Below are 14446 nucleotides of genomic sequence, written 5' to 3'. Positions count from 1 at the left end.
GTAGCACGGAAACGAGCGTGGCTGAACCGGCCTTGAGCGCATATGCGCAGGTCAACCCCCTTATTGGGGTATTGACAAAGCCCTTTAATGGTGCATCTCGCCCCTGTTCCGCGTACGCAGGGTGACCAGAACACCACCATGATCCCGGCGAACCGCCTCTACCGGCAAGACCCCCTCGGGGCAAGAGTCCAGGGAGCCGTGTGCCCGCGGATCCGCCCCCGATCGGCCCGGCGGTCCACCTCTGATCCACCCGCCGATCCCCTGCCGATCCCCTGCCGATCGCGCGGAAGCGTCCCATACTGGAGGTGAACATGCCGGGCCGCGCGGGTACGAAGCGCCCGGAGGGGTCCGAAAGGGGCGCGGCGGGCATCGAAGGACGGTGAGATAGCGCGTGAGGCCAGACGGCGACCCGGAGCCCGATGACTACGGGCTCCCCCGAGTGGACGTCGTGGTGCCCGATGACGCCCGTGAGCTGGAACGCGACATGGTCGCCTACCGCCGGGAGGAGCGCAGGCGGCGGCGCAGGGAGCGGTGGGCGCGCCTCGGCCGGCCGCTGACGCGGTTCGGGGTGGCCATCCCGATCATCGCGGGCGCGCTGCTGGTGGCCCTGCTGAGCGGCGCGCTGATGACCGCGTTCGGGCCGCGTCCGGCGCCGCGCCCGCCCGCCGCGCAGCTCGCGCCGCGTCCCACGGCGGGCGTCGGGCGCGTCGGCGGCCTGCTGCCCGCCGGGACGATCGACCGGGTCGACCGCGAGCGCGCCGCGAAGCCGATCCGGGACCTGCGGCCCGGCGTCATCGGCGTCGTCCCGCCCGGCTACCGGTGCGACCCGCTCGTGGCGGAGCTGGCCGGACGGGCGAACGAGTACAACGTCAGCTTCTGGCTCGTCGCCGACCCGCGTCCCGCGGGCAGCACGCACGGCGTCTCGATCAAGGAGCTGAGGTCCTGCGCGGGGACGGCCCACAACGGCACCGTGACCCTCCTTGAGGACCGTCGGGGCGTCCTGGCCGGCGCCTACCTGCCCGCGGCCTCTCCCTCCCCCACCCCGTCCGCGAGCACCTCTCCCAGCCCGACCGGCAGCCCCTCCGGGAAGGCCGCGCCCGCGCCGCCGCCCTCCGACGCGCGGATGACCGCCGTGTTCGTCCAGCCGGACGGCGTCGTCAACGACGTCGTGACCGCGCCGAAGGCGGGGCAGGAGCTGATCGAGAAGGTCAAGGCGTTGCAGTCCGGCTGACATTTCACCGCCGTCTACGGACCCCGAGGCGGGGTCGGCGTGCCCGCGCCGCTACGCTTCCCCTGGCGTGTCTCACGCCGTTCCCACCACATTCCAACGCCATTTCGCGAGGAGAACGACGCCGTGATCCGAAACAGCCGTCGAGTGGCCGTGCTCGCCGTCGCGGGCGCCGTCGCCATCGCACCGGTGCTCTCCGGCTGCGGCGCCGGCAGCGAGCCGCAGTCCGCGGCGCCGACGCAGCTCACCGAGGCCGTCAACGTCACGGTGCCCAAGGACAAGCCGCAGGCCGCGCAGATCGACATCCGCAACATGTTCCTGCTGGGCCCGAAGCCCGACATGACGTTCGGCCAGGGCAGCTCGCTGCCGCTGTACGCCACGATCATCAACCAGGTGAAGGGGCGCCAGGACAGGCTCCTGTCGGTGTCCTCGCCCGACTTCGGCCAGCAGCGCATCACCGGCGGATCGGTCGTGCTGCCGCCCGCCCTCCCGTCCGGGCAGGGCAGCGCCGTCCAGCTCGTCGGCCAGGCGCCCGCCGCGTCCCCCACGCCGGAGGGGACGCAGAAGCCGGGCAAGAAGAAGAAGGCGAAGCCGGGCACCACGCCGACGGACGGCGCGACCACCGAGCCCGCCGCCCCCGGCGCGACCACGGAGCCCGGCGCGACGACCGAGCCCGGCGCGACCACGGAGCCCGGCGGCGCGTCCCCGAGCCCGGGCACGTCCACCGGCCCCGGCGCCTCCGCGTCGCCCGGCAAGGCGCCCGACGCGAGCACGACGCCCGGTGGGCCCGCGGCCGAGCCGACCGTCCAGGTCCCCGGCGGCAAGGCGCCGCTGGTGGTGCTGGTCAACCCGAGCAAGCCGCTGATCGGCGGCGAGCGCGTCCAGCTGCGCCTCCAGTTCGAGCAGGCGGGCGTCGTGGACGTGGCGGTGCCGGTGATCCCGCAGCAGGGCGAGTACGCCCAGTACACGGCCGTGTCGGCGGGCACCCCGGTGCCCGGGGCGACCGCCCCCGCGCAGCCGTCCGAGGGCGCCCACTCCAGCGCGCCCGCCGAGCCCGGCGGCGAGTCCCCGGGCACGGGCGGCGAGGGCGCCACGCCGGGCGCCACCACGTCCCCGTCGCCGGGCGGCGAGAGCGGGACCCCGGCCGGCCCCGAGGGCGGCCACTAGCCCCCCGCGAAGCACGCGAAACGGCCCGTACGGCAGTCACCGTACGGGCCGTTCTCCGCTCCGATCAGGGCTCGAACTTGTAGCCCAGGCCGCGGACGGTGACGATGTAGCGCGGCGTGGACGGCGTCGACTCGATCTTGGCGCGCAGCCGCTTGATGTGGACGTCGAGGGTCTTGGTGTCGCCCACGTAGTCGGCGCCCCAGACCCGGTCGATGAGCTGCATGCGGGTCAGGACGCGGCCCGCGTTGCGCAGCAGCACCTCCAGCAGCTCGAACTCCTTGAGCGGCAGCTGGACGGGGTCGCCGCCGACGCTGACCACGTGCCGCTCCACGTCCATGCGGACCGGTCCAGCCTCCAGCGTCGCCGGGGTCAGCTCCTCGACCTCGCCCTGGCGGCGCAGGACGGCCCGCATCCGGGCGACCAGCTCGCGGGTCGAGAACGGCTTGGTGACGTAGTCGTCGGCGCCGAGCTCCAGGCCGACGACCTTGTCGACCTCGCTGTCCTTGGCGGTCAGCATGATCACGGGGACGCTGGACTTGGCGCGCAGCTCCCGGCACACCTCGGTGCCGGGCAGGCCGGGGAGCATCAGGTCGAGCAGCACGAGGTCGGCACCGTTGCGCTCGAAGATGTCCAGCGCGTCGGGGCCGGTGGCCGCGACGGCGACCTCGAAGCCCTCCTTGCGCAGGTTGTACGACAGTGCGTCGCTGAACGACTCCTCGTCTTCCACGACGAGCACGCGGGTCACGGTGTTGCCTCCCGGGCGTTTTCCAATGAGGACCCTTCGGCGGGGCGGCGCGGCCCCCTCTGAACAGTGTTCATCGCGCCGTTCCTCAGGGGTTGTGCGGTGCTGGGCGGGCGATCGACGCGCCGCCCTCGGGGCGGATCCGGGGGGCCGGCTCGGACGTGCCGGCGATGTCGGCGATGTCGGCGGCGGGGGCCAGGCCGGGGGCGGAGGAGTGCAGCAGCGGGAGCCGGATGGTGAACGTCGATCCGGACCCCTCCTTGCTCCACACCGTCACCTCGCCCCCGTGCTTGGTGGTCACGTGCTTGACGATCGCGAGACCGAGGCCGGTGCCGCCGGTCTGGCGCGAGCGCGCGGGATCGACCCGGTAGAAGCGCTCGAAGATGCGCTCCACCTCGCCGCCCGGAATGCCGATGCCCTGGTCGGTGACGTTGATCTCGACATGCCGATCGTCGCACCTGCGGGTCGAGACGACCACCCTGGTGTGCTCGGGGCTGTAGGCGACGGCGTTGTCGATCAGGTTGCGGAGCGCGGTGATCAGCAGCTCCTCGTCGCCGCGCACCTTGAGGCCGTCCTGGCCGCCGGTGGCCAGCTCGATGTCCTTGGCCGCGGCCTTGATCTGGCAGCGGTCGATCGCCTCGACGGTGATCTCGTCCAGGCCGACGGGGTGCAGCTCGGGCAGCGGCTCGTCGCCCTGGATGCGCGAGAGCGTCATGAGGTCCTGGACGAGGTTGGTGAGGCGCACCGACTCGTGCTGCATGCGCCCGGCGAACCGGCGCACGGCCTCGGGGTCGTCGGCGGCCCCCTCGACGGTCTCGGCCAGCAGCGACAGGGCGCCGACCGGGGTCTTCAGCTCATGGCTGACGTTGGCGACGAAGTCGCGGCGGATCGCCTCGGTGCGGCGCAGCTCGGTCAGGTCCTCGGCGAGGACGAGCACGAGCCCGTGCGACCCGAGCGGCGCGACGCGGACGGCGAACCAGCGCCCGTCGGCCCTGCCCCGGCCGCGTCCGGGGCCGACCTGGATCTCGGTCTCGCGGATCTCCCCGTCGCGGCGGACCAGGCGGGCCATCGCGAGCAGCTCGTCCAGGACGAGCCGGTCGCCGCTGACCATGCCGAACGCGCGCGCGGCCGAGCTGGCGCGCAGCACCCGATCCTCGCCGTCCACCACGACGGCCGAGGACCTCAGGACACTGAGCACCGACGCCACCCCGGGGGGCAGCGCACCGATCGGCGCCGCCGGGGGCACCGCACGCTGGGCTCGCTCGCTCACGCGCACCGCCAATCCAGTAGCGAGCCCGATCGCGAGCCCGGCAAGCCCGGTCAGGCTCGCGACAATCTCGACCTCCACACCACGGATCGTAAGCGGCGTTGCCCCATGTGCCGCCCCATCGGCCCAGGCCAACAGGCCTCGTTCGCCGAAAGTTCACCTTCATATGTGGTTTGGTTCACGCTGGTCAGGCAGGGTATTGCGTGGACGAGTCCGCCCGTCTGCCAGGCGAGGCGCCCCCTTTCGTCCCATTCGCCCCAAATGAAACTCCGTTCGGCCTCCGCTCGAACACCTGCCTTGAACACCTCGCTTCGAACCTGGCTTCGAACTCCGCACAAGGGATGCTGAATTGCGCGACGCCTACCACGAGGAGCTCGACTCCCTCTCCGACAAACTGGTGGAGATGACCCGGCTCGTCCGGTCCGCGATGGCGCGCGCGGTCACCGCGCTGCTGGACGCGGACGTCCGGCTGTCCGAGGAGGTCATCAGCGGGGACGAGCTCGTCAACAAGATCGACGCTGAGATCGAGGAGACCGTCTTCGACCTCATGGCGCGCCAGCAGCCGGTGGCGGGCGACCTGCGCACGCTGATCACCGCGCTGCGGATGAGCGGCGACCTGGAGCGCATGGGCGACCTCGCGGTCCACATCGCGCGGACGGCGCGCCGCCGCCACCCCGAGTCCGCCGTCCCGCCCGAGCTTCAGGCGACGGTCCTGGAGATGGGCCAGATCGCCGAGCGGATGATCGCCAAGACCGGCAGCGTGATCGCGTCCCAGGACGTCGAGATGGGCCTGGAGCTCGACGCCGACGACGACCAGATGGACCGGCTCCACCGCCGCCTGTTCGACATGCTGCTGTCGCCCAAGTGGAAGCACGGTGTCGAGCCCGCCGTCGACATCACCCTGGCCGGCCGCTACTTCGAGCGCTTCGCCGACCACGCGGTGCATGTGGCGGAGAACGTCGTCTACCTCGTGACGGGCCAGCGCCCGGAGGAGATGACCGACACCTGAGCCGGCCCTTCCCCACCCCGCACATGAACAACCCGCCGCGGCTTACTCGGGGAGCCGCGGCGGGTTCTTGCTCTGCGCGCCCCCCGTCAGCGTCGCAGGCGCACGACCGCCCGGTGCCCCTCGATCGCCACCGTAGTGATCTTCAGGCCGTTCATCCGCGAGGTCATCCCCGGCGCCTGGCCGCTGAAGGTGATGCTCCCGTTCTCCGAATCGGAGACGAAGGTGACCCCGCCGCCGCCGACCTCCGTGACCTGTATCGTCCCCAGCCCCGTCGCGGGCGGCGCGGGGATCTCGTCGTGGGGCTTCACCAGGACCTCGCACGAGCGTTTCGCGCACACCCTGAACCGCCTGCCGTCACGGGCGTGTAAGGGCCGCCCGGTACTCGGCGGGGAACTGGGCGTCGAACTGGACGTCGAACTCGGCGCGGCCGACGGCGTGCCGCTCCGGGGGGTGCTCGGCGCCGGTGTCGGCGTTTCGGCGCGCCCTTCGGCGTCGCCGCCGCCCCCGCACCCGGCGGATGCCAGCAGGAGGGTCGAGATGATGATCGCGCGTCGGTGCATGGCCCAATACTGAACGTGAGCGCCCGGGACCGGTCCCGAGGTCGGCCGAACTCCTGGTGATCGCCCGATTACGGTCGTTGCGAACGTCGGAGGGCGCCGGTCAACGCGGCCAGGTGGTCCGAGACCGGGCCGAGGGTGACGAGGCCGCTCGCGGCACCGGCCAGCTCCGCGGCGGCGGGGGCGAGGGCCTCGCGGGCGCGGCGCATCAGCCCGCGGTCATCCAGGGCCACGGCGGCGCGGGCGGCCAGGCACCAGAGGGCCTCCTGCATGAGGTCCCGGGGCGGGTCCGGGACGCGGCGGAGCGCGTCCGCCGCGTCCCCGGGGCGGGCCTGCGCCAGCAGCACCAGCGGACGCGCCCAGGGCTCGTAGGGGCCCCAGTCCAAGGGCTCGGTCGGGGCGGGCCGATCGTCCAAAACGCGCAGGGAGAGCAGGGCCAGCGGGACGAGCCCCCGCTCCAGGCCCGGCATGCCGCAGCCGTCCAGGAGCGCGGCGGCCTCCCGGTAGGCGGCCTCGGCGGGCCGTCCGGCGGCGGCCGTCCGCAGCGCCCGGTACCACCCGGTGAACACGCGGACCAGCGGCCGCTCGTGCCGGTCGGCCAGGCCCTCGGCGGCGGACGCGTGCCGGTCGGCGGCCGGGAGGTCCGCCATGCCGGAGCACGCCTGGAGCCGGATGAGATGCCCGAGGATCTCGAACGCGGTCAGGCCGTGCCGCTCGGACAGCGCGACCAGCTCGGCGCCGATCCCGTCGCGGCGCGGGGCGAGGCCCGTCCTCTCGAAGGACTGCATGAACACGGCGTTGAGGGCGAAGGCCAGCAGCGCCGGGTCGTCCAGCCTGCGGGCGATCGCCTCCGCCTCGCCGGCCGCCTCGGGGCCGCGCGCCGACCGCGTGCCGCGCGATTCGAGGGCGACGGTGGCGAGCAGGCGCGCGCGGGTGGCGTCGCGGCCGGGCGGGAGGGCGGCCAGCGCGCGTTCGGCGGCGGCCACCACCTGGCCGGCCTGGCGCGGGTCGTCCGAGCGCGTCCAGATCGCGGGGACGTCGTAGGAGCCGATCACGCGTGCGGTCAGCTCCGGGTCGCCCAGGTCCTCGGACGCGCTGATGGCCGCCATGCGCTGCTCGCGGGCCGCCGCCAGGCCGCCGCCGCCCGCGAGCGCGAGGGTCCGCAGCAGGCCGACGGTCGACTCAAGCCGGTCCCGGGAGCCGGACGCGACCGTCCGGTCGTAGGCGGTCGCCGCGCGCGCCCAGACGCGGGCCGCCGCGTCCGGCTCGGTGAGGTGGTCGGCATGCCGGAGGATGTCGGCTTCCAGTTTCCGCAGCGACGGCCCCGGCTCCACCCCCAGCCGGTCGACGAGAAGCCCGCGCGCCCGTCGCAGCACGGCCAGCGCGTCCCCCTGGCGCCCAGAGCGGTAGAGGGCCAGCGCCAGGAGGCGCCACGCGTCCTCACGCAGCGGGTGGACGGCGACGTGCGCCTCCAGATCCGGAACCGCCTCCGCGGGCGCCCCTCCCGCCAGACGCGCCTCCGCCAGGCGCTCGACCGCGTGCAGGCGAAGCTCGTCCAGCCGGGAGCGTTCGGCACGCGCCCAGGGCTCGTCCGCGAAATCGGCGTAGGCGGGACCGCGCCACCAGCCGAGCGCCTCCTCCAGACGCTCCGCCGACCCCTCGCCTACGGCGTGCTCGAAACGCCAGGCGTCGACGTCATCCGCATGCAGCGCGTACCCGGGCCCCTCGGTGACCAGGACGCGCGGCCGGGCCCGCGGCGGCCGCTCGGGTTCGAGGGCGCGGCGCAACGCGGCGACGAACGTCCGGACGGCGCTCACCGCGCCCGGCGGCGGGGCCGTCCACAGGTCGTCGACGAGGACGCCGACCGGCACGACCCGGCCCCGGGCGATGATCAGGCGGGCCAGGACCGCGCGGTGCCGCGGCCCCCGCAGGTCGATCGCGTCCCCGGCGTCGTCCCAGGCCACGACCGGCCCCAGCACCCCGAACACGCCTCCACCGTAGCGCTCATCGGATGCTCATCCGCGTCCAGCAGGCTGGGGTCGCCAACGGAAGGGAATCACCATGGTCATCACCGGTTTCGAGTACCGGCGCGTCCCGGTCGCCGACGGGGTCGCGCTGAACGCGGCCGTCGGCGGGACGGGCAGCCCGATCGTCCTCCTGCACGGCTTCCCGCAGACGCACCTGATGTGGCGGCACGTGGCCGCCGACCTCGCGGCCGACCACACCGTCATCTGCCCGGACCTGCGCGGCTACGGCGCCAGCGACAAACCCGGGGAAACGAGCCCGGACGTCTACTCCAAGCGCACCATGGCCACCGACATCGTCGAGCTGGCCCGCGCCCTCGGCCACGAGCGCTTCGCGCTGGCCGGGCACGACCGCGGCGCGCTGGTCGCCTTCCGCGCCGGGCTCGACCACCCGGACACGGTCACGCACCTGGCCTGCCTCGACGTCCTGCCGACCCTCGACATGTGGGACGCGATGCGCGGCGCGTCCGCCGCCGTCGGCTTCCACCTCTACCTGATGGCCCAGCCGCCCGGCCTCCCCGAGACGATGATCGGGGCGAGCCCGGACGCCTTCTTCGGCCATTTCCTCGACGTGTGGTCGAACGACCCGTCCGCGATCCCGCCCGACGTCCGCCGGGCCTACCTGGAGGCGTGCCGCGCGGCGGTCCCCTCCATCGTGGCCGACTACCGCGCGTCCGCCGGGATCGACATCGCCCACGACCGGACCGACCTGGCCGCGGGCGCCGAACTGCGGATGCCGGTCGCGGTCGTCCAGCAGGACTGGGGCGCCGCCCTCGGCTTCGACGCCGCCGCCCTGTGGCGGGCCTGGGCCCCCGACCTGCACCACCGGACCGTCGCCCACGGCCACTACATGGCCGAAGAGGCCCCCGCCGAGATCACGAAGACCCTCCGGACCCTCCTCGCCCGCTGAAGGGCTACTTCTTCTTGGGTTTCTGGGAGGTGGCGCCCTGGTTCTTGACGGCCTCGATGGCGGCCCTGGCGGCGGCCGGGTCGAGGTACTCGCCGCCGCGCTTCAGGGGGGCGAAGTCGTCGTCGAGTTCGTAGACGAGGGGGATGCCGGTGGGGATGTTCAGGCCGACGATCTGCTCGTCGGTGACGTCGTCCAGGTGCTTGACCAGGGCGCGCAGGGAGTTGCCGTGGGCGGCCACGAGGACGGTGCGGCCGGCGGCGAGGTCGGGGACGACCGCGTCGTACCAGTAGGGCAGGAGGCGGTCGACGACGTCGGCGAGGCACTCGGTGCGCGGGATGAGCTCGGAGGGCAGCTCGGCGTAGCGCAGGTCGTTGACCTGGGAGAGGGGGTCGTCGTCCTTGATCGGGGGCGGCGGGGTGTCGTAGGAGCGGCGCCAGGTCATGAACTGCTGCTCGCCGAACTCCTCGCGGGTCTGGGCCTTGTTCTTGCCCTGGAGGGCGCCGTAGTGGCGCTCGTTCAGGCGCCAGGAGCGGCGGACGGGGATCCAGAGCAGGTCCGCGACGTCCAGCGCGATGTTGGCGGTGCGGATGGCCCGTTTCAGCAGCGAGGTGTGCACCACGTCGGGGGTGATGTCGGCGTCGAGCAGCAGATCGCCGCCCTTGGTCGCCTCGCCTTCGCCCTTCGCGGAGAGATCGACGTCCACCCAGCCGGTGAACAGCCCTTCCGCGTTCCAGACGCTTTCGCCATGCCGCAGCAGTACCAACGTCGCCATGACACCAGAGCCTAGCGGCCGGGGGTTCCTAGTCGCGGTTGGCGGGGTCGGCGAACGAGGCGAACGCCCGCAGGTTGGCGAGGCTCTCGCCCCGGCTGACCCGCCAGTCCCACTCGCGCCGGATGGAGGACTTGAACCCGCGTTCGAGGGCCCTGTCGAAGTTGTCGTCGGAGTAGGTGAGGACGCAGCCGAGGAGGCGGTCGATCTCGTCCTCGGTGACGGAGGCGAGGGGGACCTTCCCGACGAGGTGGACGTCGCCGACGTCGTCCAGGGCGAACGCCACCCCGTACATGCGGCCGTTCTTCTCCAGGAGGAACCGGTAGAAGTCGGCGTGGTTCTCGTCGGGGCGGCGGCAGAAGAACGCCTCGACGTGCAGGCTGTGGTCGCCGACGATCAGCCAGGTCATCGTGGCCAGCTTGTGCTGGCCGGGGAGCTTGACGAAGAACGCCCTCTCGCGCGGCTCGTCGTATTCGAGTCCGGCGCCGTCCAGGGCCGCGCGGACGGTCTCCACGGTCGTCACGCTGTTCCCCTGCGGGGGGACGACCCCACGCGCCCCCCGGTCCGCTTCGCTCATGCTGTGGCCTCCGCCGTCAGGCGCGGCGTACTCACGGGCTGGAGTGACATGGCACCGGTATACACCTCGATGAGGCGGTCCACGGTGACGTCCCAGCCGAAGTTCTGCGCGTGGCGGACGGCGCCGCGCGCGAGGCGGGCGTGCCGGCCCGGCTCAGTGTGGAGGCGGCTCAGGGCGGCGGCGTAGTCGGCGGGGTCGTGGCCGTCGATCAGCAGGCCGGACTCGCCGTCCGCGACGGCGGTGCGCAGGCCGCCGACCGACGCGGCGACGACGGGGGTGCCGCACGCCTGCGACTCGACGGCGACGAGGCCGAACGACTCGTTGTGGGACGGGACGACCGTGACGTCGGCGGCGCGGTACCAGTCGGCGAGGACGGGTTGCGGGCTCGGCGGCTCGAACCGGACGACGCCCGCGATGCCGAGCGCGGCGGCGAGCGCCTGGAGGCCCTCGGGGCGGGAGCGTCCGCTGCCGCTCGGGCCGCCGACGACGGCGACGACGAGGCGGGAGCGCAGGGACGGGTCGTCCGCGAGCATCCGGGCGGCGGCGCGCAGCAGGACGTCGGGGGCCTTCAGCGGCTGGATCCGCCCGACGAACAGCAGGACGTAGGCGTCGCGCGGCAGGCCGAGGCGGCGGCGCGCGGGACCGGTGCGGTGCGGGAGGAGGCCGGTACTGGCCAGCAGCGGCGACTCCGGCCGAAACCGGGACAGGTCCACCCCCGGGCTGACGGTCGCGACGCGGGCCGGGTCGGCGCCGTAGAGGCCGATCAGGTCGCGGGCCTCCTCGCCGGTGTTGGCGACGAGCTGGTCGGCGGAGGCCACGACCTGCTCCTCGCCGAGCACGCGCTCGTCCGGCTCGGGCTTGTCGCCCTCGGCGAGCGCGGCGTTCTTGACCTTGGCCATCGTGTGCATCGAGTGGACGAGCGGGACGCCCCAGCGCCGCTTCGCCGCCCATCCCGCCTGGCCGGAAAGCCAGTAGTGCGTGTGCAGGAGGTCGTAGTGGCCGGGGTCGTGGGACGCCTCGGCGCGCAGCACGCCGGAGGTGAAGCCGCACAGGTGGCGGGGCAGCTCGCCCTTGTCCAGCTCCTCGAACGGGCCCGACACGACGTGCCGGACGAGGACGCCGGGCGCCAGCTCGGCGACCGGGGGCAGGGCCCGTGATGTGGCGCGGGTGAAGACGTCCACCTCGATCCCCCGGGCCGCCAGCCGCCGCGCGACCTCGACGATGTAGACGTTCATGCCGCCCGCGTCACCCGTACCCGGCTGGTCAAGGGGGGAAGTATGAGCACTGACCGTCGCAACTCGGTTGATACGACGCGACACCGGACACCACCTCCGACAGTGCAACCTATCCCCCGGTTCGGCTGTTCCCGGCCACCCCGGGCTGCGGGGAGCGCGGCGGAACTGGAAGGCTTGGGCGCATGCGTAAGACGGCGGTGGTGACGGGAGCAAGCAGCGGGATCGGGGCCGCCACGGCGCGGCGCCTGGCGGCGGAGGGGTTCAACGTCGTGCTCGCGGCGCGGCGGACGGACCGGCTCGACGCGCTGGCCAAGGAGATCACCGAGACCGTCCCGGGGGCGGGGCGGCTCGCCCCGGTCGAGCTGGACGTGACGTCGCAGGCGTCGGTGGACGCGCTCGCGGCGGCGGTCGGCGGGACCTGCCACGTGCTGGTCAACAACGCCGGGGGCGCGCTCGGCCTGGACAGCGTCGCGACCGCCGACCTGGACGACTGGCGCGCGATGTACGACACGAACGTCCTCGGGCTGGTGCGCGTCACGAAGGCGCTGCTGCCCGCGCTGGTCGGGAGCGGCGCGGGGCATGTGGTGAACATCACCTCGCTCGCGGCGCACGAGCCCTACGAGGGCGGGGGCGGCTACAACGCGGCCAAGCACGCCGCGTACGCGGTGAACGAGGTCATGCGGCTGGAGCTGGTGGAGCAGCCGGTCCGGGTCACCGAGGTCGCGCCGGGGCTGGTCAGGACGGAGGAGTTCTCGCTGGTCAGGTTCCGCGGCGACGAGGAGAAGGCCGCCAAGCCGTACCAGGGCGTCCCGGAGCCGCTGGTGGCCGACGACGTCGCCGACTGCGTGGCGTGGGCGGTCACCCGTCCGCCGCACGTGAACATCGACCGGATCGACGTCCAGCCGCGCGTGCAGGCGGCCGCGCACAGGCTGCACCGCGAGTCCTAGCCGACGGACGTCCACGGCAGCGTGACCTCGCCCAGGCGCCAGCGGCGGCGGCCGCCGTAGGGCGGGGCCGTGAGCACCGGGTGGGTCAGGGCGAGCAGCCGCACCGCCTCGATCCAGCGGGCGCGGGGACCGAACGCCGAGTGCGGCGCCGCCGTCGCCCAGCAGCGGTCGAACGCCGCGAGCAGGTCGTGCACGGGCTCGCCCGGGACGTTGCGGTGGATCAGCGTCTTGGGCAGCCGCTCCGCCAGCGCCGAGGGGCGCGGCAGCGTCGGCAGGTGGGCCGCGAACGTGATCGTCCGCGGGCCGTCCCGGGTGAGCGCGACCCAGACGGCGCGGCGGCCGATCTCGTCGCAGGTGCCCTCGACGAGGACGCCGCCGGGGGCGAGGCGGGCGCGCAGACCGTCCCAGGCGCGCCAGGCCGCCGCCTCGTCGTATTGGCGGAGCACGTTGAACGCCCTGATCAGGACGGGTTGCCGCGGCACCGGCAGCTCGAACCCGCCGCGCCGGAACGACAGGCCCTCGTGCGGGCCCGTCGCGTCCAGGAACGCCTCCCCCGCCGCGACGCGTGCCGGGTCGATCTCGATCCCGGTGACCTCCAGCCGGGGCGCGACCGCGCGGAGCCGCGCGTACAGCTCGAACGTGGTGACCGGCGACGCGCCGTATCCGAGGTCCACGGCCAACGGGTGTTCCCGCATGCGCAACGGGCCGACTTGCGTGGCGGCGATCCAGCGGTCCACCCGCCGCAGCCGGTTGGGCGCGGTGGTGCCCCGCGTGACCTCCCCCTGCGGCTTGCGCGTCCCGACCATCCGCCGATTCTCCCGTGAGACGTTTCCCACTGTTCCCACCGAGCCGCGTTAACCAGCCTTTTTCTGGACATGCCATCCGTATGACAGTTCTCATCGCCTTCGACGGTTCTGACGACGCGCGCACCGCGATCGAGTACGCGGCGCGGCACGTCCGCCCCGAGCCGACCGTGATCCTCACCGTCTGGGAGCCCCTGCTCATGCAGATCGCGTGGGCGCCGCTGGCCGCCGCCGCGCCGGTGCCGAGCACCGAGGTGGAGGACGGGCAGTACGCGGAGGAGAAGCAGGCGGAGAAGCTCGCGCGGCAGGGCGCCGAGATCGCCGCCGCGGGCGGGCTCACCGACGTCACGCCCCGCGCCGAGCGCGGCACCGGGCCGATCTGGGCCACGATCGTGGACGTCGCGGACGAACTGGACGCCTCCCTGATCGTCACCGGCTCGCGCGGCCTCGCGGGCGCGCGGTCGGTGCTGCTGGGCAGCGTGTCGACGCGCGTCCTGCACCACGTGCACCGCCCGACGCTCGTCGTCCCGCCGAAGAAGGACGAGGACTAGACGGGGACTAAGTGCCGACGGCGCGCTCGAACGCGGTGTAGGCGTCCGGGGTGAACAACACGAAACGGGTGTCGGAAACCTGGGTGGGCGTCGATCGGACGGTCTCGACGGCGATCCTGGCGGCGTCGTCCATCGGCCAGCCGTAGATCCCGGCGGAGACGGCGGGGAAGGCGACGGAGGCCGCGCCCAGCTCGTCGGCGACGCGCAGCGACTCCCGGTAGCAGGAGGCCAGCTGGCCGGAGCGGTCGTCGGACGCGGAGTACACGGGCCCGACGGTGTGGATGACCCATCGCGCGGGCAGCCTGCCCCCGGTCGTGGCCACGGCCTGGCCGGTGGGCAGGCCCCCGCCGTAGTGCGAGGCGCGCAGCTTGCGGCACTCGTCGAGGATCGCGGGGCCGCCCCTGCGGTGGATGGCGCCGTCGACGCCGCCGCCCCCGAGCAGCGAGGAGTTCGCGGCGTTCACGACCGCGTCGACCTGCTGCTCGGTGATGTCGCCGCGGACCAGGCTGATCTTCATCTCGGCGCTCCTCGCTCGCCACGGGTGGGGAGAATTATCCCCCGCGGGTCACACGAAACGCACGGCGGCGGCCGACGGCGGTACGCTCGTGGCGGACGGCGCTCCGGGGGCGGTGCGCGCCGTCCGCCCCCCGCCCGCCCGCA

General features: G+C 73.6%; 15 protein-coding genes. 7 read left to right on the top strand and 8 right to left on the bottom strand.

Features of this window, described 5'->3' with window-relative positions:
* Nucleotides 1-391 precede the first annotated feature (391 nt).
* Nucleotides 392-1231: a hypothetical protein gene (locus GNZ18_RS36760; protein WP_214616522.1), complete on the top strand. Its 840-nt coding sequence runs from the start codon at nt 392-394 to the stop codon at nt 1229-1231.
* Nucleotides 1232-1354: 123 nt separating this feature from the next.
* Nucleotides 1355-2395: a hypothetical protein gene (locus GNZ18_RS36755; RefSeq protein ID WP_156221511.1), complete on the top strand. Its 1041-nt coding sequence runs from the start codon at nt 1355-1357 to the stop codon at nt 2393-2395.
* Between the two features lie 64 nt (nt 2396-2459).
* Here the strand turns inward: GNZ18_RS36755 and GNZ18_RS36750 are convergent, their stop codons facing one another.
* On the bottom strand, nt 2460-3131 hold the full coding sequence (locus GNZ18_RS36750) for a winged helix-turn-helix domain-containing protein (protein ID WP_504913435.1): 672 nt from the start codon (nt 3129-3131) through the stop codon (nt 2460-2462).
* A gap of 94 nt (nt 3132-3225) precedes the next feature.
* Nucleotides 3226-4485 carry a sensor histidine kinase gene (locus GNZ18_RS36745; protein WP_214616519.1) on the bottom strand — a complete coding sequence of 420 codons (1260 nt, stop codon included), beginning with the start codon at nt 4483-4485 and terminating at the stop codon, nt 3226-3228.
* A gap of 268 nt (nt 4486-4753) precedes the next feature.
* On the opposite strand from GNZ18_RS36745, the gene phoU reads away from it, so the two are divergent.
* Both phoU and GNZ18_RS36735 read left to right on the top strand, forming a co-directional pair.
* On the top strand, nt 4754-5413 hold the full coding sequence (phoU, locus tag GNZ18_RS36740) for a phosphate signaling complex protein PhoU (protein ID WP_156221509.1): 660 nt from the start codon (nt 4754-4756) through the stop codon (nt 5411-5413).
* Nucleotides 5414-5548: 135 nt separating this feature from the next.
* Nucleotides 5549-5986 (top strand): hypothetical protein, encoded by a 438-nt coding sequence (locus tag GNZ18_RS36735; RefSeq protein WP_156221508.1) that lies wholly within the window; start codon nt 5549-5551, stop codon nt 5984-5986.
* 55 nt (nt 5987-6041) lie between these two features.
* On the opposite strand, the gene GNZ18_RS36730 is transcribed toward GNZ18_RS36735, so the two are convergent.
* The gene (locus tag GNZ18_RS36730; RefSeq protein WP_312874948.1) at nt 6042-7958 is read right to left on the bottom strand and encodes an AfsR/SARP family transcriptional regulator; all 1917 of its coding nucleotides are present in this window, start codon (nt 7956-7958) and stop codon (nt 6042-6044) included.
* A 73-nt stretch (nt 7959-8031) separates the two neighbouring features.
* Between GNZ18_RS36730 and GNZ18_RS36725 the strand changes: the two genes are divergently transcribed.
* A complete protein-coding gene (locus tag GNZ18_RS36725) occupies nt 8032-8904 on the top strand; it encodes an alpha/beta fold hydrolase (protein WP_156221506.1) in 873 nt (290 codons plus the stop codon).
* Between the two features lie 4 nt (nt 8905-8908).
* Here GNZ18_RS36725 and GNZ18_RS36720 read toward each other — a convergent pair whose 3' ends face one another.
* The 3 genes from GNZ18_RS36720 to mshA are packed head-to-tail and all read right to left on the bottom strand — an operon-like array spanning nt 8909 to nt 11569.
* On the bottom strand, nt 8909-9676 hold the full coding sequence (locus GNZ18_RS36720; RefSeq protein ID WP_156221504.1) for a phosphoglyceromutase: 768 nt from the start codon (nt 9674-9676) through the stop codon (nt 8909-8911).
* 28 nt (nt 9677-9704) lie between these two features.
* A complete protein-coding gene (locus GNZ18_RS36715; protein ID WP_156221501.1) occupies nt 9705-10250 on the bottom strand; it encodes a type III secretion system chaperone family protein in 546 nt (181 codons plus the stop codon).
* On the bottom strand, nt 10247-11569 hold the full coding sequence (mshA, locus tag GNZ18_RS36710; RefSeq protein ID WP_214616511.1) for a D-inositol-3-phosphate glycosyltransferase: 1323 nt from the start codon (nt 11567-11569) through the stop codon (nt 10247-10249). Before mshA ends, GNZ18_RS36715 begins: the two co-directional genes overlap by 4 nt.
* A gap of 98 nt (nt 11570-11667) precedes the next feature.
* On the opposite strand from mshA, the gene GNZ18_RS36705 reads away from it, so the two are divergent.
* Nucleotides 11668-12432, top strand: a complete 765-nt coding sequence (locus GNZ18_RS36705; protein WP_156221497.1) for an SDR family NAD(P)-dependent oxidoreductase — start codon at nt 11668-11670, stop codon at nt 12430-12432.
* Here GNZ18_RS36705 and GNZ18_RS36700 read toward each other — a convergent pair.
* A complete protein-coding gene (locus tag GNZ18_RS36700; protein ID WP_156221495.1) occupies nt 12429-13238 on the bottom strand; it encodes a class I SAM-dependent methyltransferase in 810 nt (269 codons plus the stop codon). The two genes, GNZ18_RS36705 and GNZ18_RS36700, sit on opposite strands and share 4 nt — an antisense overlap.
* A gap of 80 nt (nt 13239-13318) precedes the next feature.
* Here GNZ18_RS36700 and GNZ18_RS36695 point away from each other — a divergent pair, with 80 nt between their 5' ends.
* Nucleotides 13319-13786: a universal stress protein gene (locus GNZ18_RS36695; RefSeq protein ID WP_156221493.1), complete on the top strand. Its 468-nt coding sequence runs from the start codon at nt 13319-13321 to the stop codon at nt 13784-13786.
* A 7-nt stretch (nt 13787-13793) separates the two neighbouring features.
* Here the strand turns inward: GNZ18_RS36695 and GNZ18_RS36690 are convergent, their stop codons facing one another.
* Nucleotides 13794-14303 carry an O-acetyl-ADP-ribose deacetylase gene (locus tag GNZ18_RS36690; protein WP_156221491.1) on the bottom strand — a complete coding sequence of 170 codons (510 nt, stop codon included), beginning with the start codon at nt 14301-14303 and terminating at the stop codon, nt 13794-13796.
* Between the last annotated feature and the right edge of the window lie 143 nt (nt 14304-14446).

Source organism: Actinomadura litoris (assembly GCF_009733595.1).
GTDB lineage: Bacteria > Actinomycetota > Actinomycetes > Streptosporangiales > Streptosporangiaceae > Spirillospora > Spirillospora litoris.
The sequence above is the reverse complement of the archived record's forward strand: the minus strand, read 5'-3'. Positions and strand labels throughout refer to the sequence as shown.

Bases quoted from the DNA above. Each gene is read 5' to 3' on its own strand.
- GNZ18_RS36705 (WP_156221497.1), top strand. From the start codon at position 11,668: ATGCGTAAGACGGCGGTGGTGACGGGAGCAAGCAGCGGGATCGGGGCC.
- GNZ18_RS36725 (WP_156221506.1), top strand. From the start codon at position 8,032: ATGGTCATCACCGGTTTCGAGTACCGGCGCGTCCCGGTCGCCGACGGG.
- GNZ18_RS36720 (WP_156221504.1), bottom strand. From the start codon at position 9,676: ATGGCGACGTTGGTACTGCTGCGGCATGGCGAAAGCGTCTGGAACGCG.
- GNZ18_RS36695 (WP_156221493.1), top strand. From the start codon at position 13,319: ATGACAGTTCTCATCGCCTTCGACGGTTCTGACGACGCGCGCACCGCG.
- GNZ18_RS36690 (WP_156221491.1), bottom strand. From the start codon at position 14,303: ATGAAGATCAGCCTGGTCCGCGGCGACATCACCGAGCAGCAGGTCGAC.
- GNZ18_RS36715 (WP_156221501.1), bottom strand. From the start codon at position 10,250: ATGAGCGAAGCGGACCGGGGGGCGCGTGGGGTCGTCCCCCCGCAGGGG.
- GNZ18_RS36700 (WP_156221495.1), bottom strand. From the start codon at position 13,238: ATGGTCGGGACGCGCAAGCCGCAGGGGGAGGTCACGCGGGGCACCACC.